The 20,819-nt window shown below is 58.7% G+C and carries 13 protein-coding genes; 1 reads left to right on the top strand and 12 read right to left on the bottom strand.

Annotated elements, in window-relative coordinates; genetic code table 11:
• Positions 1-162 precede the first annotated feature (162 nt).
• Complete coding sequence (locus tag ABK821_RS00730; protein WP_343178109.1) at positions 163-1,194, top strand: ChuX/HutX family heme-like substrate-binding protein; 1,032 nt, start codon at positions 163-165, stop codon at positions 1,192-1,194.
• Between the two features lie 73 nt (positions 1,195-1,267).
• Here ABK821_RS00730 and ABK821_RS00725 read toward each other — a convergent pair whose 3' ends face one another.
• The 12 genes from ABK821_RS00725 to ABK821_RS00670 are packed head-to-tail and all read right to left on the bottom strand — an operon-like array spanning position 1,268 to position 20,729.
• Entirely contained in the window at positions 1,268-3,397 is a 2,130-nt protein-coding gene (locus ABK821_RS00725; RefSeq protein ID WP_308560670.1) for an HlyD family efflux transporter periplasmic adaptor subunit, read from the bottom strand.
• Between the two features lie 2 nt (positions 3,398-3,399).
• Positions 3,400-4,716: an HlyD family efflux transporter periplasmic adaptor subunit gene (locus ABK821_RS00720; RefSeq protein WP_343178110.1), complete on the bottom strand. Its 1,317-nt coding sequence runs from the start codon at positions 4,714-4,716 to the stop codon at positions 3,400-3,402.
• The gene (locus ABK821_RS00715; RefSeq protein ID WP_260607906.1) at positions 4,709-5,407 is read right to left on the bottom strand and encodes an efflux RND transporter periplasmic adaptor subunit; all 699 of its coding nucleotides are present in this window, start codon (positions 5,405-5,407) and stop codon (positions 4,709-4,711) included. Before ABK821_RS00715 ends, ABK821_RS00720 begins: the two co-directional genes overlap by 8 nt.
• Positions 5,408-5,442: 35 nt before the next feature.
• Positions 5,443-7,164 carry a TolC family protein gene (locus ABK821_RS00710; RefSeq protein ID WP_343178148.1) on the bottom strand — a complete coding sequence of 574 codons (1,722 nt, stop codon included), beginning with the start codon at positions 7,162-7,164 and terminating at the stop codon, positions 5,443-5,445.
• A 56-nt stretch (positions 7,165-7,220) separates the two neighbouring features.
• The gene (locus ABK821_RS00705) at positions 7,221-13,844 is read right to left on the bottom strand and encodes a putative Ig domain-containing protein (protein WP_395033797.1); all 6,624 of its coding nucleotides are present in this window, start codon (positions 13,842-13,844) and stop codon (positions 7,221-7,223) included.
• A gap of 37 nt (positions 13,845-13,881) precedes the next feature.
• The gene (locus tag ABK821_RS00700) at positions 13,882-15,492 is read right to left on the bottom strand and encodes a TadE/TadG family type IV pilus assembly protein (RefSeq protein WP_260607880.1); all 1,611 of its coding nucleotides are present in this window, start codon (positions 15,490-15,492) and stop codon (positions 13,882-13,884) included.
• Positions 15,489-16,067, bottom strand: coding sequence for a hypothetical protein (locus ABK821_RS00695; RefSeq protein ID WP_142502620.1), 579 nt, complete (start codon positions 16,065-16,067; stop codon positions 15,489-15,491). The genes ABK821_RS00700 and ABK821_RS00695 overlap by 4 nt, the downstream gene beginning before the upstream one ends.
• Positions 16,054-16,563, bottom strand: coding sequence for a hypothetical protein (locus ABK821_RS00690; protein ID WP_260607881.1), 510 nt, complete (start codon positions 16,561-16,563; stop codon positions 16,054-16,056). Before ABK821_RS00690 ends, ABK821_RS00695 begins: the two co-directional genes overlap by 14 nt.
• Complete coding sequence (locus tag ABK821_RS00685; RefSeq protein ID WP_142502621.1) at positions 16,560-17,405, bottom strand: tetratricopeptide repeat protein; 846 nt, start codon at positions 17,403-17,405, stop codon at positions 16,560-16,562. Before ABK821_RS00685 ends, ABK821_RS00690 begins: the two co-directional genes overlap by 4 nt.
• Before the next feature lie 33 nt (positions 17,406-17,438).
• The gene (locus ABK821_RS00680; protein WP_343178112.1) at positions 17,439-18,404 is read right to left on the bottom strand and encodes a type II secretion system F family protein; all 966 of its coding nucleotides are present in this window, start codon (positions 18,402-18,404) and stop codon (positions 17,439-17,441) included.
• A gap of 9 nt (positions 18,405-18,413) precedes the next feature.
• Positions 18,414-19,394 (bottom strand): type II secretion system F family protein, encoded by a 981-nt coding sequence (locus ABK821_RS00675; RefSeq protein WP_343178113.1) that lies wholly within the window; start codon positions 19,392-19,394, stop codon positions 18,414-18,416.
• Positions 19,395-19,409: 15 nt separating this feature from the next.
• Complete coding sequence (locus ABK821_RS00670; RefSeq protein ID WP_374043485.1) at positions 19,410-20,729, bottom strand: CpaF family protein; 1,320 nt, start codon at positions 20,727-20,729, stop codon at positions 19,410-19,412.
• Positions 20,730-20,819 lie beyond the last annotated feature (90 nt).

Raw genomic sequence — 20,819 nt, 5'->3', positions numbered from 1 at the left:
ATGGGCTTATTCAAATAAGTCACTCAGGCGATCACAGGTGGCCAACGCACAAGTAACCTGAAGAATAACAGTATATAGCCAGAAAAATGAAACCTGCCATCCATAATACAATAACGGTATCTCTGGCACTCCCTAATTTTTAATAAACAATGCAGGAAAAGAATGAAGCGGACTGAACTTTATCAACGTTATCTTGACGCCAAAGAAAACAATCCCCGGACATACGCCCGTGATCTGGCCAGCCAGCTTGGCGTCAGTGAAGCTGAGCTACTTGACGCGCGCGTCGGGCACGATGTGCAGCGCCTGAACGTCGATACACGTATCCTGCTCAACGCACTCGAAAATGTGGGAGAAGTGAAGGCGCTGACGCGTAATGATTTTGCGGTTCATGAGCATATCGGGGTTTATACTCAGCAGTCCCTTCATGGTCATGCCGGTCTCATCCTGAATCCTGGCGGGATTGATTTACGTTTGTTCCTGCAACACTGGCAATGTGTCTTTGCCGTTCACGAAGCCAACAAACACAGCCTGCAATTCTTTGATGGTCAAGGCGACGCGGTCCATAAAGTCTATGCATTGCCGGAAACAAATATGTCCGCATGGCAGGCGATAATTGCTGAATATGCAGATAATAGCAGGCAATCCTTTATTCCATCGCCTTCCCGCCGCCCTCAATATGCCGATAACGTAGATGCGGAAACGCTGGAACAAGAATGGCGAGCGATGACCGACGTTCATGATTTTTTCGTGTTACTGCACCGGCATAACCTTTCCCGCCAGCAGGCATTTAATGCGGTGAGCGACGATCTCGCATGGCGGGTTGATAACACCGCAGTACAGACAATACTGCAGCAGGCTCAGGCGGTGCAAAATGATATCATGATTTTCGTCGCCAACCGTGGCTGCGTTCAAATCTTCACCGGCATTGTCGAAAAGCTGGAGCCGTTAAGAGGCTGGTTAAATATCTTTAACCCACGTTTTACGTTACACCTGAAAGATGACGCTATCGCCGAAAGCTGGGTCACCCGCAAACCGACAAAAGATGGCTTTGTGACCAGCCTTGAGCTGTACGCGGCGGACGGTAGTCAAATCGCGCAACTGTTTGGCCAGCGCACCGAAGGCCAGCCGGAGCAGACGATCTGGCGCGAGCAAATCGCTTCTCTAACGCCGCTTACCGAACCGGAACAGGTATAATCTCGCTCGACGCGCCCCCGTTTCCGGGGGCTATGCCCTTCTCATGCCAAAGCATGCCGCCCACCTCGGACGGTTAAAATGAAAACTCGCGGATAACCACAGACGACAAGCGCTGCCATAAACTGACGGCGAGGATCCGCGGCGTCCCGGTTATCGCCAGAGTCCCTATCACCGCTTGTTCTGGTACCGGCGTATCCGGCGGCAAGCGTAACACGACACGATATACCGCCTGTTCTGGCGTCAATCGCTGTTGACTGTCACTGAGTGCGGCGATGTCTCCGCCATAGAGGGAGGCAAGCTCCGCTACCGGCCGCAAATCGCGTACCGCAGTATGTTCCACCTCAACCACCTCACCGGCTATCGAGGAACGTGAAGTATCATGCGGATAGAAAACGCCCTTTGCCCCAATCTGCAACCGCAGCCACGCGTTTTCCGGGACAAAGGCTTCAACCAGAGCGCCCTGCGTGCCGGTCACTGTCGCCAGCCACTCGCCTTGCCCTAACCATTCCCCGGCGGCCAGAGGCCACGCAATATCCGCCAGCCGCCCGGAGAATGGCGCACGTATCGCCAGATCGGTCAGTTGTTGCTGCAACACCTGGTGGCGCTGGCGGGCGGCGTCACGCTCTTGCCTGACCCGCTGGTGCGTTTGCAATGTCTCATTATTCAGCGTCTGAAAACTCTGCTGCCAGGTCAGCGTCGCAAGCTGAAGATCCAACTGTTGGCGTTGATGCTGGACAGCATCCGCGCGCAGGGTAAACAATATTTGCCCTTTCTCCACCCGTTGACCGGCGCGCGCCCGGATCTGCTCAACCTGCGCCGGCATCGGCATATACAGGCTGCCCTGCTGTTCCGCCCGCAGCAATCCCGGCGCGTAAACCGTGCGCTGCCAGGGAAGCAGCAAGAGCATTGCCGTCAAAAAAATACCGCCCAGGGTCAATATGACATTGCGATTCATTCGGTAATCCTTACGACGGTGGTGCCAGGCGCGAAGCTCATTCGCAATGGGCAACAGCACGAAATAGCCGATTTCAATGGCGAACAACGCCATCCCCAGCAACCTGAACGTCATGTGGTACACCAGCAAAGCGATGCCTGTGAACAGGAACAAACGATAAATCCAGGTGGCAAACGCATACCCGGTCAATGTACGGCGCAGCCAGTTCGGCAAAGGTTCTGGCGGCATATCCCGTAAACCAAACAACCATTCGCGCAACTGCCAGCGCCCCAGTGCGAAACCACGTTGCTGTAAGTTCCCAATCCCCAGGCAGTCAGAAAGCAGAAAATAGCCGTCAAAACGCATCAACGGGCTCAGATTAACCGCCAGCGTCATCATCCAGGTGGTCGTCGCCAGCATAAACGCCGCGCTGCGCGCCATCCCATCCGGCAAAAAGCTCCAGGCCAGCGTTGCCCATGCGGCAATAGCCAGTTCGGTCAGCATCCCGGCGGCGCCAATTACCAGACGCTGACGGCGGCTGGCGAGTCGCCAGGCGGATGAGGTATCGGTATACAAAACCGGCATCATGACCATCAGCGCCACGCCGAGGCTACTGACCTTCGCCCCGTACCGTTTGCAGGTGTAAGCATGGCCTGACTCATGCAAAAACTTGGTGACGCACAGGGTCAGACCGGCCAACACGGCCCCTTCCAGCGTGAAAAAATGCAGGAAAGTATGGCGAAACGTTTCCCACTGCTGACTGGCAAACAGTAATCCCGTCATCCCGGCAATCACTGTCGCCAGCCAGAACCCTGGGCGATAGAACATCGCAACCCAGGGGAGAGTACGCTGCAAAAAGTTATCCGGATGAAGCAACGGAATGCGCAAAAATAAATAATGGCGCAGAACATAACGCCACCAGGCGATTTTCCCTGCCGCAAGCTGCTTCGTCATTTGTCGAATCGCCTGGTCGCCACATCGCCGGGTCAGGGCGTTGGTGGACAGGAACTCACCAAAAGCCCGCACGTCCTCCTCATCAATCGACACCGGCAACTGCTGGTTTATCTCTGCGACAATCTCCCCTACGTCCCCGAGCGACCAGTGTGATAACAGCGCCATTTCCAGCCAGCCAATACGAAAATAGCGGTCACGCAGCGGATCTTCTAACGTCCAGGTGGGAGAGCCATCCCAACTGGCGGGGCCTGGGTGCAAAATAAGTTCATCGCGCAGCGGCGCAAGCCGCCCTGTCGACGGAGCCGTTACCGTCATACTTATACTCCCAGCCATACCCGTAGCGCCGACCAGGGCTTACGCAACAGGTAGGCGATCAGCACCGTACGCTGCCCGTAGACGCGGGCGGTGCCCTTCAGCCCAACGCGCAAAACGGGGTCATCTTGCAGAAAACGCGCGCGCAGCCGGTAAGCCATCACGCTCTCCGCCGTCAGGCTCGCCCGGTAGCCAATCTGCGTAAGGCGTGCTGGCTGAGGCGAGCCTGGCGCAACATTCAGGAACAGGCGGACTTCCGCATCCTGACTCAGCGCAATGGCGTCCGCCGCGGGCAGTTGTATCTCCAGTTCCGTATCGCGCGGGTTGGCCACCATCATGATCCGCTCGCCAACGGACACTGAACGGCCAATCAAATCGCTCACATCGTCAAAAATAGCAACGCCATCGCGGGGGGCGGCCAGCGCCATACGCGCCAGTTGCGAGGTAAGAAACGCCATTTCGCTTTGCGCCTGCTGACGACGGCTGGACAGAACGGCTAACTGCGCTTTTGCGTCCGTATCATTGAGCGCCATTTGCTGCGCTTGTCGATATTGCGCATCCGCGCTGGCAAACTGCTGGCGTGCATTTTCTCTTTGGTTTTCCAGTTCCCGCGCATCCAGCCGTACCAGAATCTGCCCCTTTTTCACGCCCTGATTGGGTTTTACCGAAATCGCATCAATCACCCCGGATAGCGGCGCCCGCACCATTACTGGATGATGGGCGACCACTTCGGCGGGCGCTAATGCGGACTGGCGTACTGGAATCAACATGATTAGCGCCGCGAGAAGCGCCGCAACCACAATTTTCTTTTTCCGCAATCGCAGAGGCCCCCGCGATTTTCCCTGTCTCGTCAATCCTCGCCAGGCGTGCCCGTAAGCGTCGGTCAGTTGCCCCAGCAACGCCCGCTCAGACTCGCCCCAGGGCGTTTCCCGCAGCAGGATCAAAGCCATTGGCGCATCAGATGAAACGTGCGCCAGCGGTAGCCAGAGCCCATGCTCCGGCAGGTACTCATGCCAGAAATCGCGATCCCCGGCAGGTAAGTTTTGCCCCGTCAACGTCTGCATCTGTCGATAGCGCTGCTGCCACTGAAGACACAACTGGCTAAATCCACGACAAAATGGCGCATGCTCGTCAAGACTGACGATGCCGGAGGCGGCGCGCAGTTTACCTCGCCCCCCGTCCCACAACATGGCCTGCCGATAAGGCGTCAGACGGTGCGTTTCATTGACCATGAAAAAAGCCAGCGCATCATGGCTCTCCAGCGCTCGCATCCGACTTTGCAGTTGCAGCAACGCCGCCAGCGGCTGTAGCGCATTACTCATGGGCCCGCGACTCCGGTGGGCTGAGATGCGCCACGCCGCTCATTCCCGGCAGCAGGCCTTCACCAGCCAGAGTAATACGGCCAAAAACTTTCACTGACTGGCTCACCGGCTCTATGGCAGAAGAGATGCGGCTCACCTCGGCGGGATAATTCAGTCCGGTTTCATCGAGGGTTACGGAAAAAGGCGAGCCGACTTTTAGCCAGACTAACCAGCGGGAGGGCACAATCATCTCCAGTTCAAACGCACTGTCATCGTAGATAGAGAGCAGCTCTTTGCCTTCCGGCACCGTCTCCCACTGGCGTACCCGCGTTTGCGTCACGCGCCCAGAAAACGGGGCCGTAATCACACAGCGTTTGAGCATCGCCCGATTGACGCCGCTTTCAGCCTGCGCCATCGCCACGGCGGAACGCGCCTGATCAACGTCGGACACGCTGATGGAATTCAGTTTGTCGAGCCGGTTAGCCACGGACAATTTCTTACGCGCCGCCTGTTCGGCGGCATTCGCATAGTTCAGTTTTTCCTGTAAAACCGCGCAATCGAAAGCCAGCAGGGTGTCCCCCTGGCGGAAGCGGTCGCCCTCTTTAACCGCCAGTTTCGCCACTTTCGCCGCAATGCCGCTGGAGAGCGTAGTCTGCCGCACCGCGCTAAGCTGCACACGAATAGTCTCTACCGGCTCGGCGGCGCTGGTCATCAGTGGCCAGATCACGCCAAGTATCGCCAGCCGCCTCATTCCGTCTCCCCGGCCATTGATTGCAGGCTATTCCACATATCGCCGCTCGCCAGTGGATAGCTTTGCGCAACAGGCTGAGATGTTGCTCTGACCACCGGCGCGGAAGGCACCGACGCAGCGGCGGTCAGGAGCGGCGCCACCGGCGCGGAAGGCGAGGTTTTCAGCAGCGGGGCCGCCGTTTTCGGCGCGGGAGAAGACAGCGACAACGAAGTCTTAGCCAGCGCCCCTGTTTCAATTTGTCGGCTGGTCTGATGGATACTCTGGCTCAGCGCCGCCAGGCTGGTTCCGGCAATCTGCGTCGGTAAGACATCGAGGCCTGCGGCCTGATAAACGGTCCCCAACGCATCCTGCATACTGGCAAAACTTCGGTCGCGGGCGCGCGTCGTGAGGATCGTTTCCGTGCTGACCCGCACCTGTTCCATTTGGGTCGCCGCCTGATTGCGGTAGCTCTGGTCCGTCTGGTTCATAATGCCGCGCTGCACTCGCGCCAGTTCCTGATAACGGTTAAACATCTGCGCGCTTTGCTGATACTCCAGCCATGCCACATTCACCTGCGTCAGCACCGCCATCCGTAATGCCTGACGACGCGCTTCGGCCAGAGACTCTCCCGCTTCGCCAGCGCGTTTAACCGACGACCACGACAGGACATTGAGCAAATTACCGCTGACCTGTACGCCAGCGCTGGCCCAGTTATGGTTCACCAGATAGCTGTTGCTGTCGCCATTTACCCCCGCGAACAGCGACACGCCGGGCAGCAACCGGGTTAGCGATTTACGGGTATCCAGCACCGCATTCCGCGCCAGATAGCTTTCCTCGCGTATCTCAGGCCGTTTCACCATTGAGAAGTTTTCCAGATCCGTCAGTGAATACGGTAATTTCGGCTGGGTGAGGCTGTTTTCCTGCGGCGCCACCAGCGTGAAATGGCTGGCGGGCGGTAGATTCATCAACGAAGCAAGGCGCGATTTAGCCAGCGCCAGATCGCTATCCACCACTTCTAACTGACGCACCATCTCCAGCATATTCTTCTGAAAACGCAGCGCGTCTACCGGGGCGAGCAGGCGCTCGCGTTCGGTCTGGCGGGCATACTCCAGCGACTGACGCGCCTGCGTCAGCGCCTGGGTGACTTCCGGCTGCAAACGCTGGGCGGTCGCCGCTTCCCAGTAGGCCGTTCGCACCTGACGGGTGATATCCGCCACCACCTTGCGCCGCCGCTCCTCTGCCGCCAGGGTTTTGTTCGCCTGCATTCTGGCGTTGAAGTAGCTGATGCCGAAATCCAGCACATTCCAGCTGATACTCAGATCGGCAGTACGCAGCGTTTGGTCCTGGCTGGTGGAGGCGACCAGCGATTGCTCGCCCGTGCTCACCGAACGACTGCTGGAACCGGCGACGTTATCGCGGGTGTGTAAGCCGGCGCGCGCCGCCAGTTGGGGCAACATATCCAGCCGGGAAACATCGAGCAGATTATCCTCAATCGCCTGTTCCATCAGCGCAACCCGTTGTTGCAGGTTGTATTTCAGCGCCCGGGCCAGCGCTTCGTCCAGCGAGATCACCCCGTGAACCGGCTCCTGATCGGCAAACATATGGGCCCGGTCGCTAAGCGCCTGTTTAATCTGTTCTTCGGCGGTGACCGGCTCAGGCCGTACCGAACAGCCCGCGAGGATTAACGCGCAGGCAACGATGGTCAATTTCATGCCGCGAACGGACGACAGTCGCGTCATAAAGCGTGCTGAATTGGAATAACTCACCAGAGGACTCCCTGTTGTTTTAAAAGTATTCATGATGCTTTTCCCGCTTGCGTAACGGGCGTTGTCATCAGCCGCGCGGCCTTCAGGAGCGCATCGCTGTTGCCGCGCTCCGCCGCCAGGATCTGTGAAAATGCGGGTTTTGCCAGGGTATCGATTGCACGAACAGGCGGCTCCGCGTCTGCGGCTGCTGCGGGGATTCGCGCATCTCCGGCAGGAGAAATCGGATGCGTTCCCGGTAATGTCAATATCTGCGTCTCGCCATCCGCCTGGGTCAGCAGCACCTGAATCTGCCCAACCGGTGGCGCATCGGCGACATTGACGCTCAACTCACCGGCGAGAGGGTCAAACTGCAGCCATTCCGGCAAGGGACGCCCATTGGCCAGGCGCGCGGCAACAAAATTGCCGTTATCTGCCAGGCGATACACCTGCCGCCCTTCGCTTACGGGAGGCTCGCCATTCGCATGGGCGTTCGCCACCGTTGTCCTCGCTGGCGCGGTAAAATCCACGTTTTCCAGCACCGGCATTATCCCCGGCATAATCGGGTCCAGCGCCCATGTCGTCGCGGCGTAGTCCATTGGCCCCGTCGCGAGCGGTGAAACGGACGCGGCAGCCATTCCCGGGGAAAGCTCAACATTGAACGCGGCATCGGGCGTCGGGGACGATTCTGGCTGCGGCGCGGAAAAGTGACGCAGCGCTTCGCCGTCAGTCATCGCCGCAAAAATCCGCGCCAACGGCAACGGGTCAAAGAATGGCGAAGACGCCATCGGTATGACCGGGTTCACCGCCCGTTGCGCGACCGTTAACGGCAGCGTCAGCGTCGCCTGCGCCCCCTGCGCATCGGTGACGATAACCGTTAGGGTGAAACTGCCGCTCTCGGCTGGCGTGCCGCTGATGGTCAGCGAGTCAGCGTCAAACAGGAGTCCGTCGGGCAGTCCCGTAACCTGCCAGCTCAATGACGTATTATCCGCATCGCTGAATAGCGCGTCAGAGAGCGTCGCACTGTAGGCATTACCCTGCGTGGCTTGCGCCAGTATCGGCGCGGGCGCGTTCAATTGCGGCGCATCATTGACCGCCAGCACGGTGACGGTAGCGGTAATATTCAGCGTGGCGGTATCCGCCCCGCCGCCGTTATCCTGCACGCTGGCGAGAGTCACGGTACGGATGCCCTCGGTGGGATTGTCGCTGAGGTTGGCATAGGCAATATTGTTGAGCAACGTCGCGGCATCGCTGATGCCGTCAGGGGCGGAGAGGGTCAGCGTGACCACGCCATCATTCACCGCCACTGCCCAGGCGTAGCCGCTGGCGGTGGTGCCTTCACCGTCCACCAGCGTGATGACCGCGCCGTCAATGGTCAGGGTTTCACTCGCCCCCTCGCTGACGCCGGAGACGGTCAGCGTCACGCTGTTAACCACCTGCTCTGTTTCAATGACGTCAATTGCAATGTCATCGAATAAGGTGACCGCACTCTCGCCTTCGGTATACCCGACGGTGTTGCCCGTGCCGATAACAATCGGCGTATTGTTAACCGGCAGTACATTGACGGTCGCCGCGATAGCCAGCGCGGCGGTATCGCGGCCGCCGTTCGCCGTACCGCCATTATCCGTGACGGAAACCAGCGTCACGGTACGCGCGCCGGCGGTCTGATCGGCGTTAGCATTTGCATAAGACAACGAATTAATCAGGCTGGCGGTATCGATGCCGCTCTGGCTGGTGATGGTCAGGGTGACCACGCCTTCATTATTGATCACCGCCTCCCAGTGATAACCGCTGGTCGTATCGCCGCTGCCCTCAACCAGGCTGATGGCCGTGCCATCAATATTCAGGGTTTCACTGCTGCCATCAAGCACACCGGAAACGGTAACGGAAATGCCGATAATCGACTGGTTACTGTCGACGGTGGATACCACGACATCACTGAACAGCGCGGCGCTTTCTTCTCCGGGTGTGGCGTAGTCAACCTCAGCCGCATCGGCGTCCAGTTCAGGCGCGTCATTCACGCCCTGAACGGTAACCGTGGCAGCGATAGCAAGTTCCGTCGTATCGCTACCGCCGTTATCCGTCCCGCCATTATCCTGTATTGCGCTGATACTCACCGTGCGCGTCCCTTCGCCCGGATTATCGCTGCTATTGGCATAGGCCAACCCGGACAACAGCGCCGCCGCGGCATCGCTGGTCATGCCATCGCTGCTGGAGACCACCACCGCCGCGCTACCGTCATCGCTTAACGTGACCGTATAAACATAACCGCTCGTGGTGCTCCCCGTCGCGCCATCCGTCAGCGTAACGGTCGTACCGTCAACGACCAGGGTTTCACTCTCGCCATCGACCAGCCCGGAAACCGTCAGGGTCAGACCAACGATCGTCTGATCGGACTCAATCGTCGAGATCGTCACATCCCCGAACAACGCGACGGCCTCGCCATCTTCGGTATAGGTGCCCCCGACAGCAGTGGCAGTGACGGATGGCGCATTATTCACCGCGCTCACCGTGAGCTGGATCGCCACGCTGCTGGTGGTGTAGCGATCGGCAACGGAGAGCGTGAGCAGGATAGCGCTGTCGGGCTGGTTGCTGGTGTTGGTATAGGTGAGTTGGTTCAGCACCTGATTCGCCGTCCCGGTACTCACGTCAGCGGTAAAGGTCAGCGTCAGCGCGCCGTCCGTGATCGCAACCGTGGCGATAGCCTCGCCATCCAGCGAGAGAACACCATTCGTCAGCGTCAATCCATTGCCGTCGCTGAAACCGTAGATATCTGCACTGTCCGCCTCGCCATCACGCGCCAGCGTGATGACCGCCCCCTTGTAATTCCCCGCCCCGTCATTCAGGGCATCGTACTCCGCATCCGCCAGGGTCAGGCCGCTGGCAGGCGTGATCGTCTCCCGTTCGCTGTAGGCCACCGAGACGCTGGTGGCACTGATAATATTCAGTCCGAGCGTGCCGCCGTACATATGCCTGCCGCCGTAAATAGACAGGCCATCAGCGCTGACCACCAGCCGGGAGATGGCGCTATCGGTGGTAATCGTGCCGGATAACGCGGGCGCGCCCTCTTCGCCAATGGTATACACCGCGATTATATTGCTCGCGGCGCTGGTCACATACAGCGTGGTGCCATCGTCTGAGATGGCGATACTGTGCGGGTACTGGTAAAGCGCATCATATGCGCTAATGGCGCTGACCAGGCTCAGAGTGCCGGATGCGCTGTCGTATTGCAGCGTGGTCAGGAAGCCATTGCTGGTTGTCAGGTACACCGCCCCGGTATCCGAGACAACCAGGGCGTTGGCGCCGCTGAAAGCGTTACTGTTACTCAGCGTGGCAATGGTATCGGTCACGCCTCCGGCGTCGGTCCATACCAGGTCGTTGCCGCTTCTTGTCAGTTGCCCGACATAGCTCACCGTGCCGTCATCGGCCTGGGTATAGAGCGTCAGACGCTGGGAACTCAGCACATAGACGTTGCCATCCTCATCCACTTGCATGGCGACAGCCGTGCCGAATCCGCTGTCTGGCGCATAGGTGTCGATGGCCGTCAGGGTGCCTTCGCTACCGATGCTATAGGCATATAAAGTGCTGGATGAGAGCGCATAGAGCGTATCTCCGTTGTCAGACACCGCAATCTGCAAAACGGTTTCCGGCAGGTCGGCGACGCTGCCGACCAGACTCAGGGCACCGTCGTCTCCGACGCTGAATACCGTGATCGAATAGGCCTCGCTGCTTCCCGTAGACGAGTATCCCGTCACGTACAGCAGGCTACCGTCGGCGGAGTATGTCACCGAGGTGATCGCCTGCAGGCCGTCAGCCTCAATGCCGTTGCTGTCATCGCCATCATCGCTCAGACCTTGCGTGAAGGTCTGTAACAGCGTTAACTCGCCGGTTGTCGTATCGCGGCTGTAGACATAAAGAGAGCTGGTGCCGTTGGGACCATTAGCGTTGCTGCTGGTACTGGCGGCAATGACCAGAATACCGCCATCGTCGGATAGCGTGATGCTGTTGACATACTGGTTGAAACCGCTAAGCGAGCCATCGCTGGTGTAGATCAGATCGCTGGAATCCGCAATTAATGAAGGCGCGTTGTTGCTCGCTTCTTCGGTCGTAATCACCCGTAACGTCATCTCATGCGAGCTGCTGGCCCCTGACTCGTCGGTCACCGTCACCGTTAGCGTATAATCGTCCACTGCGCTGGATGAACCCGATATGGTCAGGGTTTCCGGGTCGAAGACCAGACCGTCCGGCAGACCGGATACCGTCCAGGTAAGGCTATCGCCGTACAGGCTATCCGCATCGCTGAAGAGCGAATCGTCCAGCGTGGCGCTGTATTCGGCCCCGTCGGTCGCACTGGCGAGGCTCGTGGCGGAGCCTTCGCTCAGCGCCGGAGCACGGTTAGCAATCTGCGCCACCTCCAGCGTCAGTTCCAGAGATGCGCTGGCCCCTGACGCATCGGCGACGGTCACCGTCACGGTAAAAGTGCCCGTTTCCAGCGCAGCGCCGGAAATGGTATGGGTAGCGGCATCAAATGACAGCCCGTCAGGCAGTCCCGTTACGCTCCAGGTCAGGTTATCCCCATCCGCGTCGCTGAACAGATCGGACGATAAGGTGAAACTGTAGTCTGTTTCACTGGTTGCGCTCTCCAGCTCATAATCGGCTGACACGCTGGCGTTGACCGTCGGTAGCGCATTGACCCGCAGGGTGACCACCTGGTTATTGCTGGCGAGCTGCCCGTCATTTACCGCGACGGTCAACAGAATATAACTGCCGACGACGGCCGCGCTGTTGCGGTAAGTGAGTTGCTGCAGGACCTGGTTCGCCACGTCGGTCGCGACATCTGCGGTGAAGGTCACGGTCAGCGATCCATCGCTGCTGGTGGCGAGCGTGGCGATAGCACTGCCCTCAAACGAAATGACGCCATCGGCATAAGTCAGTCCATCCCCATCCTCCATGCCGAATGTTCCACCGTCCACATTCGCGCTGACGGTAATGCTCGTGCCGTTGTAGTTACCTTCGCCCGCATTCAGGACATCGTTATTGCTATCCGCAAGGGTCATTCCGCTGGCGAAGTTGGCGGACGCCCCTTCCGCCAGCGTTTGCGCCGCCGAGTAACGCGTCACGCCGCTGCTGCCCGCAATAAGCAGGGATAAGCCATCGCTGGAAACCGCGATATCGCCCACATCACCTCCGCTGACACTGCTTACCAGCGTCAAGGTTCCCCCGCTCTGCGATACGCTATAAACATAAATAGAGCCGCCGCTGGTAGTGGCGTACAGCACGCCGCCATCGCTGCTCAGGGCGATGTCCGTCACGCCCTCAAGGCTGAAGGTTTCCACCAGCGTAAGGCTGGCGTCGCTGAACTGATAAAGAGAAAGCGTGCCATAATCCGGGTCAGCGACATACAGGTACTGCCCGTCCTCTGATACCGCCAGGCTGTAATCAACGGCGCTGAATCCCCAGATATCGGTGGTCAGTGTCGCCACGGTACTCAGGGAGCCATCATCAGCGCGCTGATAGACGAGGATAGCGTGGCTGCCGTTGGTATAAATCACATAAACATAATCCCCGGAGGTGGCAATAACGCCGTTGCGGCCGCTACTGTCTGATTCGCCGGGCGCACGCGTGAGATACGTCAGTTCCCCTGTCGTCGTGTCGCGACTAAAAATCACCACATCGTTGTAGTCTGTGCCGGCATAGACCCAACTGCCATCGTCCGATATCGCTAAGCCGCCGGAGATATAGCCGTCGGCATAGGTCACGGTTGACGCCAGGCTGACGCCGCCATCCTCAATGCTGAAAACGTAAATCGCGCTACTGCCGTCAGTAACATAAAGCGAGAGACCATCGCTGCTGCTTACTATTTCAGTGGCCGTTCCCATATCCGCCACGCTCAGGGTCTGCACCAGCGTCAGTCGGCCAGAGTCGTCCACGGTAAATACGGAGACGCTGCCCTCCCCGGCCACATAGGCGTAGTCGCCCTCGTCTGAATACGTAACCTGGGCGTCATCGCCGAGGTCAGACAGGGCGATGCTTTCCGCGGACGCTAACGGGCGATCATCGCTCAGCGTCGGCGCGACATTAATCGTATTATCAATGGTAATTGAAGAGCTGATATCCAGCGTCGCCGTCTCGCTATCATCGCTTAAGGTGGCAAGCGTGACGGTAATGGTTCCGCTTTCCACCGTGTTATCAACGGTCTGATACGCAATGCCGTCAATAAGACTGGCGATATCCGCTTCGCTACTGGCTTCTGAGGACGCAATGCTGAGGGTAATACGGGTAACGCCGCCGCTAACCGTCACCTGATAGCTGTAGTAATTTTCGCTGGTGACGCCGGAACCGACCACAAGGGCGATAGATGTGCCGTCAATGACCAGCGCCTGATTACTACCGGCGCTATCCACGGTCACCACCAGATCCGAGAGCGCCTCACTATCAGTAGCGGAGGCCACACTCACGTCAGAGAACAAGTCCACGCTTTGCGTACCGGAGCCGTCATCAACGGTAATGGACGCCTCAACGCCGGTCGCCGTGACGCCGGGCTGACTCTCGGTGGCGTCAACCACTTGTTCGGCGGTGGCGACGGCGGCAGCGTCGAACATCATACGCGGTTCGAGGGCCCAGGCCTGCCATAGCGAACGTCGGCCCAGACGCGGTGTAGAACGGGAAGAGCTCATAATGTCATATCCTGTCAATCAAAAGTCGCACTTGCTATTACTCAATGAGCCGAACAAAACTGCTTTCCTGCTGCAACTCTTCGGCAATCTCGGTTAAGCGCTGGCTAATCTTGCTTTCTGAGGCGACGAAATCCTCGCCGTTGTAATAGGTCAGGTCCGTGCTTTTCACCGCACAGCCGGACAACCCGGCATCCGCAACGGTGCGAAACGCCGATGCGCTGGCGATAGTGCCGCCGTCCGCTTCGTTTTCCGCTTCATCATTGCCCGTAACCACGAGGAAAAAACGCAGGTCGTGGTCGCGGAAGCTGGAACATAAATGGGTAAATCGCTCAATGATCACGCGAGTGTCATCGCAGCTCTCACCATTGGTTGGGCAACCATCCGTGGTTTCGCCTACATAAGCGTTGTAGCTATCGCTGTCGAACCACAATGTGTCGGAGGAGTTGACCAGCAGCACCACAGCCTTTAAACGTTCGTTGTTGCCGGTATCGAAATCCTTCGGCAAATCATCATCCAGACCCCAGCCGCTCTCACCGCGAAACGCCGGCGCCAGCGCCATCGCCGCCCAGCCCATCGCAATGGCGTAGTTCACGTTAAACCCCGTACGCATGGCGTTCAGACGGGTGGCGATAGCGTCCATGTCATTGCTCAGCGGGAGTAACGGCGCATAGGGGCATCCCTTATCCACCACGATATAAAAAGTGTCACGCGCACCATCCGCCTGGCCAAAAACCGGGTTTGGCCCTATCCAGGAGATGTAGTACGACTCGATGGCGTTTTCAGGCAGATCCGCCCGGTAATAAACCCGAAACTGATTCGCAGGCGCCTCATCCCAGAAATAGTTCTCTCCCAGGTTCAGGCCACGGTACATACATAACAGGTTGTAACGACGGTCCGGGATACGCTGGTCGGCCAGGCTACCGTAGCCGGACTGGAACAGAGAAGTGAGTTCTATCGGGTTCAGCGCCCCGCTGGATGCCCATTGCCGGATACGCCCTGAATGTTCGGCATCGTACACGTTAACCGCCTGGCTATACGGCACTAACGCCAGCCAGCTGTTGTCGCTATCGCCAATCAGGTCTGACGCAAACTCATTCCCGATACGGCGTAACGCGGCAAGGTTGCTGCTGTCTTCATGCAATGTATTCGGCAGGGCCAGCGCCACCTCCAGTGAGGCGGTATGCACTTCTGCGGTGGAATAGATTTGTTGTTCCTGCCTGGCGACGTTTAATAAATCCGGGTTGGTATCAAACGTGACCGTCACGGTGTAAAGGCGATTATTATCATCATTGCGACCGCTGGTGACGCTGACGCGATCGAGGGTCAGGTCGGACGCCAGTTTGCTGTTCATGCCCAGATTGTTGCGGACATATTCATACGCCAGCGCCGTCATCTGCGTCTGATCGAAGGTTCCGTTTTGTGAATGGCTCACCACCGCCTGGTGTCCTACCGCCAGCGCCGCCGCATCCGTCGCCCGCTTGATCTGCGCGGCATCGCCGGTGGTCTGCATGGCGTCGACAATAAAGGCCCCCGTCACCAGCAACCCCATCGTCCCCAGCACATAAAATGCCGTGCCTGCCCCACGTTCCTGTCGCCAGAAACCGCGCAGCAGACGGCGCAGCCTTTGCCATTTATGGCGCATCATCATTCATCCTCATCCAGACCGGCTTCCTGCGCCAGAGCGTCATCCAGCGCAATAAGCCCATGCGCGACGCGATTCACCGTTGATGCATGCAAGAGTCCGCTAATCGACAGCCCTCCCACGAGGCTGACATCACTCCCCTCGCGGCAGATATCCACTACCACCATCGACACGTTATCGCTGTCATCCTCTTCGTCCCGCTCCGGCAGATCGCCGGGCCAGGCGTCGCCAGCAGCGGCCTGATTGTCTTCACACAGATCGGTGGCGCTCCCCCGACTGAGCTGCCAGTAAACCAGCCCGTTTCGCCGCACGTTGCTGATTAAAATCTGATAATTGCCAGACAGATCTTCCGGCAGCACGGCATCCAGTAGCCCCTGCAAGCCCTCTTCGGTCAGTTCCGTTTGATATCCCAGCACCGAGGCTATCGCCCCGCTCCGCTGTTCCATATGCTCCCGCTCCAGACCAACGGTGTAGATGTCCGTACACAGCGCGCCAACCGCCAGCACCAAAGGAAAAATCAGCGCCGTTTCCAGCGCTGCCGCCGCCCGGCAGCACGCCAGAAAACGTTTAATCCTGCTCATCGGTGGTCAGTTCCGTGCCGAACACATGCTTGTACTGATAGCGGAAGGTATCCCCAAGCGACAGCACCTCCGGGAGAGGGGTCAGAAACGCTTTTTTAATCTGCACCGTTACCGACCATACGGGCCGGGTATTTTCCGTTTCTTCATCCCCGTCTTCCGCGGCGATCGCCAACCCGCCCAATTGGCTCAGGTTACTGAAATACAACACGCTAACCGTCAGATCGCTGCCATCGAGATAGCCATACGCCGAATCGACCATGCGCGATTTCAGATTTTCCGCCATCCGGGATGCGCTGACGGTCGGCAGGTCATCGAAGCGAAAACTTTGCACCGATTTCTCCAGCGCCACCCTGCCGACGCCAATCACCAGCCCGACGCGGGCCAGTTCAAACAGCATCATCACGCCAACCAGCACCACCGGGACCAGAAATGCCACTTCTGTCGCGACGACGCCCCGGCTGGCGCGCCAACGCTTGCGCAGCGCGTTGTTCATCATTCCGGGGCATCGCTCAGTTGCAGCGGGCTGCGGCTGGCGATTAACAGGCTACGGCTACGCGCCGGGATCTGCGGCTGCTTCAGCTCGCTCACCTGTCGGGCCAGCGTGTCCATCAACGACGCGATGCGATCCGGGCTGGCAATAGCCGCCAGCGTCTTACGCGCCTGCTCATCATGGTTTTCATACAGGAACGCGAGGGCCAGATTCAGTTGGGTCGATGGCGCGCTGTGGCCTGTCGTCCGCAGGAGTTCAATCGCTTTATCCGCCTGCCCGCTACTGAGCCAGGACAACGCCAGGTTGTTCAGTGCCGCCAGATCGCTGGGATCGCTACGCAACGCCTTGTTGAACTGAACACGCGCGTCATCGTGGCGACCGCTGGCATCCAGCACCACGCCCATGCCATTGAGCGCGCTCGCGTTATCCGGTACGGCGGTCAGCGCACACTGAAAATCCTGTTGCGCCATCTGAATACGCCCCATCGCCAGTTGCGCGCGCCCCATCCCCAGACAGAGGGCCAGCGCTTCGCTTTTTTGCATTTGCTGAGGATCGCCCCCCAGTTGCTGACGGGCGCGGACGTACAGGCTAAGCGTATCCTGCGGCGAACGAACCGGGGCCGCGACGCTGGCGTATTCCAGCAACTCGCTACCGCTCAGGCGTCCCCTGCTGTCCAGACGGGCGTAGACGTCAACCGCCGCCTCAAGCCGCCCCTGATCGCGCAACAGGCGCGCGAGTTTTAGCCCCTCATCTTTGGAGCCTTTCAGGGTATGGCTGCCCGCACAGCCGGCCAATACCGCGCCGCACAGCAGCACCAACAACAAACGCGAAAAAGTGGAAATAGTCATTCAACAGTCATCCTTTATTTTTCAGCCACCGCATTAGTTCGATAGCATGCGAATCACGCGTAACAACGCAGGCGCCGCCATAATGGCGATAATCGGCGGCAAAATAAGGCCCATCAATGGCACGCTAAGCTGCGCCGGTAATTTCCCGGCTTTCTCCTCAAGTCCTAAAATCAGGGTCTTACGGCTTTCATCGGCGATAGTGCGCAATGCCTGCGATAATGGCGTGCCATAGTGTTCAGCCTGAATCAGCGTCGCCACCATGTTCTCGATTTCCGGCACCCGCGTACGCTCGGCCAGATGCTGTAGCGCGACGGCGCGGTCAGACAAAATTTGTAACTCTGCCGAGGTGTAACGCAGTTCATCCGCCATCTCGGGGGCGGAAAGCCCCAACTCTTTTGAGACCACATGCAGCACCCGGCCAATGGGCAGCCCGGCTTCAGCGCAGACCACCATCAAGTCCAGCGCATCGGGTACGGAACGGGCCAGTTTTTCACCGCGGCTGGCGGCACGCCATTTCAACCACCATTCCGGCAGTAAGCTGCCGATGAAATAGCCCATCAGCCCGGCGGCTAACCCCGTGAGCCCCAACCGGTCTGCCGGGGGCAGCATGCCAACCACCAGCACCAGTGCGCTGAACACCCCGCAGGCGAGTTTCCCGGCAACGAGCCAGCCCACGGCCTCTGTCCGGCGAAAGCCGGCGAAATCCAGCATCCGGCGCAGTTTTTTGCGGTCACGTTCCGCGCCCACCATACGCAGCCCCTGCTCCGCCAGAGGTTGCAACAGTTTTTCCAGCGCTGGCGACAGCTCGCGACCCTGCCCGCGCAGAATGGCGTTTTCGGTTTTCTCAACGGCGTTTTGCGCGGACTGGGGTAAATGCGGAGCCAGCCGCTCAGATAACTGACGCGCGCGCCGCTGTTTTCCCTGACGCCAGGCTAACCCGACGCCAAGCGCGATGAGCAATAGCGCGATGAGCAGTAATGGGTCATCTCGTAACATCATTCCCCCTCGTTACCCTATCCGCCGGACCATCATAAAGGTCACCAGCATGCCCAATCCCACGCTGCATACGGCGTAGATGAGCACCGTCGTCCCCACCGGATCGGAAAACAGGAACGCGAAATCCTCCGGCGATTTGAAATACATATAGGTCAGGCAGCAGGGAAACAGCGCCGCGACGATTTTGGCCGATGCCCGCGACTCTGAGGTTTTCGATAAAACTTTCAGGGCCAGTTCACGGCGTTCGCGTAATGTTTTCGCCAGGCGCTCCAGGGTATCCCCCACCCGTCCTCCGGCCTCCTGGTTGATGATCAGAATCACCACAAAGAAGCGATATTCCGCCATGGGAACGCGCCCGGCTGAGGCCTGAATCACCTGTCGCAGCGGTATCCCCAGCTTGAGCCAGTGGTCAATGGCCCGAAACTCGTGCGCCAGAGGGCCGTTCAGGTGTTCAGCCACCAGCGCGAACGTGTTCGGCACAGGAACACCGGCGCGCGCCGCGCGCACAATGGCATCAATGGCATCCGGCAGGCTTTCACGCAGAGCGCGGAGATGCTTTTGCAACGCCGAACGGAATAACACGCCGCCGATTACCACGGCGAACAACACCGCGATACTCATCCCGAAGGCCAGCGGCGACGGCGTGCGCTGACCAATCGCCATCCCGATGGCGAAACTGATGGCGAGTAGAATCACCAGCCGCTGGCGTAATGTCTTACGCCAGCCGATAAATGCCAGTTGATCCCACAGAATCGCCAGCCTGGTGCCTAACCAGGGGATCTGACGAAACGGCGTTGCGGCGGTCTCTTTCAGGATCGAATCCGTCGATTGCGCGACAGCCTCTGCCTCGCTTTGATCCAGAATGAGTTGCAGGCGTCGTTCACGTTGCTGACGCAACTGGCGTTGGCGTTTCCAGTAGTGCGCCGCCAGACACACCAGCAGAACGCTTAAAAACACCAGAATAGTCAGAAAGTTAAGCAGCTTCGGGTTCATCAGGGCATCCCTCTATCAGGCATCGAACAAATGTGCCTTGTCGCTAAAAAACTGAGGACGCTGTACGTGCTGGATGTAGTCGCCAGTCAACTTGCCGGAAGCATCAACGCCGCGGACCTGAAAGGTAAAGAGATCCTGCATCTGAATAATTTCATCCTCCATGCCGCACAGTTCGCTAATCGACACCACCCGCCGTACACCGTCCCTCATGCGCTCTATCTGCACGATCAGATGTACCGCGCTGGCGATCTGGCGGCGGATCGCCATCAGCGGCAATTGCATATTGGCCATCATCACCATGTTTTCCAGACGTTGAATGGCGTCACGGGTGGTGTTGGCGTGCACCGTACATAACGACCCGTCATGGCCCGTATTCATCGCCTGCAGCATGTCAAAACACTCGCCGCCGCGTACCTCGCCGAGGATGATACGGTCAGGACGCATACGTAACGCGTTACGCATCAGATCCCGTTGATCCACTTTCCCCGTGCCTTCCGCGCTGACCGGACGGGTCTCCAGGCGGACGACATGCTCCTGCTGCAATTGCAGTTCAGCGGCATCTTCAATGGTGATAATGCGATCGGTAATGCCGATTTTTTGCGAAAGGGCATTGAGAAGAGTGGTTTTCCCCGCGCCAGTCCCCCCGGAGACAATGACGTTCACCCGCGCCTGCATCGCTTTATTGAGTACCGACGCCATCGCGTGGGACATGCAGTGCGCATCGGCCAGCGCTTCCAGCGACAAATTGCGGCGCATAAACTTACGGATAGAAATGGTGGTGCCGTCAATCGCCAGCGGATAGGTAATGACGTTCACACGGCTCCCGTCCGGCAGGCGGGCATCGACCATCGGGCTGGCTTCATCAATACGCCGTCCTACGGCCGCTGCAATACGCTGGGCGGTATTAAACACATGTTCTTCGTCGATAAAGGTGACTGACGACAGCTCCAGCTTGCCGAAGCGTTCGACAAACACCTGGTTGGCGCCATTGACCAGAATATCGTTGACGGTGTCATCCGCTAACAGCGGCTGAATTGGCCCGATACCGGTCATTTCATCCAGCATCTCCGCGGCCAGCGTCTCTTCTTCCTGCCGTGATAACTGCAGACGTTGCTCGTCACAAATGTTACGTATCACCGACTGGATCTGCGCCAGCAGAGCGTCCCGCCCCATGACGGCCGCTTTGCCGGCATCGATCTGGTCATAAAGCTGAGCCCGGATGACCCGTCGTTGCGTATTGCGGCTGTCGGATTGTGGCGGGCGGCTGGCGGCAGCGACGGGACGCGCCTCCGCGGGTTTCTGTTCCGCGGCGATGGCGGCAGTCGCTTCTGTCATTGGTGAATGCGCTCGGATAGGCTCTTCCCGTCGCATCACCTGGTTTTTACGCCTCAGCATATTCGGTTTCCTCCTTCTGCCATGACGGGA

It is taken from the genome of Klebsiella sp. KE9456 (genome assembly GCF_043832615.1).
Classification (GTDB): Bacteria; Pseudomonadota; Gammaproteobacteria; order Enterobacterales; family Enterobacteriaceae; genus Klebsiella; species Klebsiella indica.
The sequence above is the reverse complement of the archived record's forward strand: the minus strand, read 5'-3'. Positions and strand labels throughout refer to the sequence as shown.

Bases quoted from the DNA above. Each gene is read 5' to 3' on its own strand.
- ABK821_RS00695 (WP_142502620.1), bottom strand. From the start codon at position 16,067: ATGAGCAGGATTAAACGTTTTCTGGCGTGCTGCCGGGCGGCGGCAGCG.
- ABK821_RS00710 (WP_343178148.1), bottom strand. From the start codon at position 7,164: ATGACGCGACTGTCGTCCGTTCGCGGCATGAAATTGACCATCGTTGCC.
- ABK821_RS00705 (WP_395033797.1), bottom strand. From the start codon at position 13,844: ATGAGCTCTTCCCGTTCTACACCGCGTCTGGGCCGACGTTCGCTATGG.
- ABK821_RS00690 (WP_260607881.1), bottom strand. From the start codon at position 16,563: ATGATGAACAACGCGCTGCGCAAGCGTTGGCGCGCCAGCCGGGGCGTC.
- ABK821_RS00720 (WP_343178110.1), bottom strand. From the start codon at position 4,716: ATGAGTAATGCGCTACAGCCGCTGGCGGCGTTGCTGCAACTGCAAAGT.
- ABK821_RS00700 (WP_260607880.1), bottom strand. From the start codon at position 15,492: ATGATGATGCGCCATAAATGGCAAAGGCTGCGCCGTCTGCTGCGCGGT.
- ABK821_RS00685 (WP_142502621.1), bottom strand. From the start codon at position 17,405: ATGACTATTTCCACTTTTTCGCGTTTGTTGTTGGTGCTGCTGTGCGGC.
- ABK821_RS00715 (WP_260607906.1), bottom strand. From the start codon at position 5,407: ATGACCAGCGCCGCCGAGCCGGTAGAGACTATTCGTGTGCAGCTTAGC.
- ABK821_RS00725 (WP_308560670.1), bottom strand. From the start codon at position 3,397: ATGACGGTAACGGCTCCGTCGACAGGGCGGCTTGCGCCGCTGCGCGAT.
- ABK821_RS00680 (WP_343178112.1), bottom strand. From the start codon at position 18,404: ATGATGTTACGAGATGACCCATTACTGCTCATCGCGCTATTGCTCATC.
- ABK821_RS00730 (WP_343178109.1), top strand. From the start codon at position 163: ATGAAGCGGACTGAACTTTATCAACGTTATCTTGACGCCAAAGAAAAC.
- ABK821_RS00670 (WP_374043485.1), bottom strand. From the start codon at position 20,729: ATGACAGAAGCGACTGCCGCCATCGCCGCGGAACAGAAACCCGCGGAG.
- ABK821_RS00675 (WP_343178113.1), bottom strand. From the start codon at position 19,394: ATGAACCCGAAGCTGCTTAACTTTCTGACTATTCTGGTGTTTTTAAGC.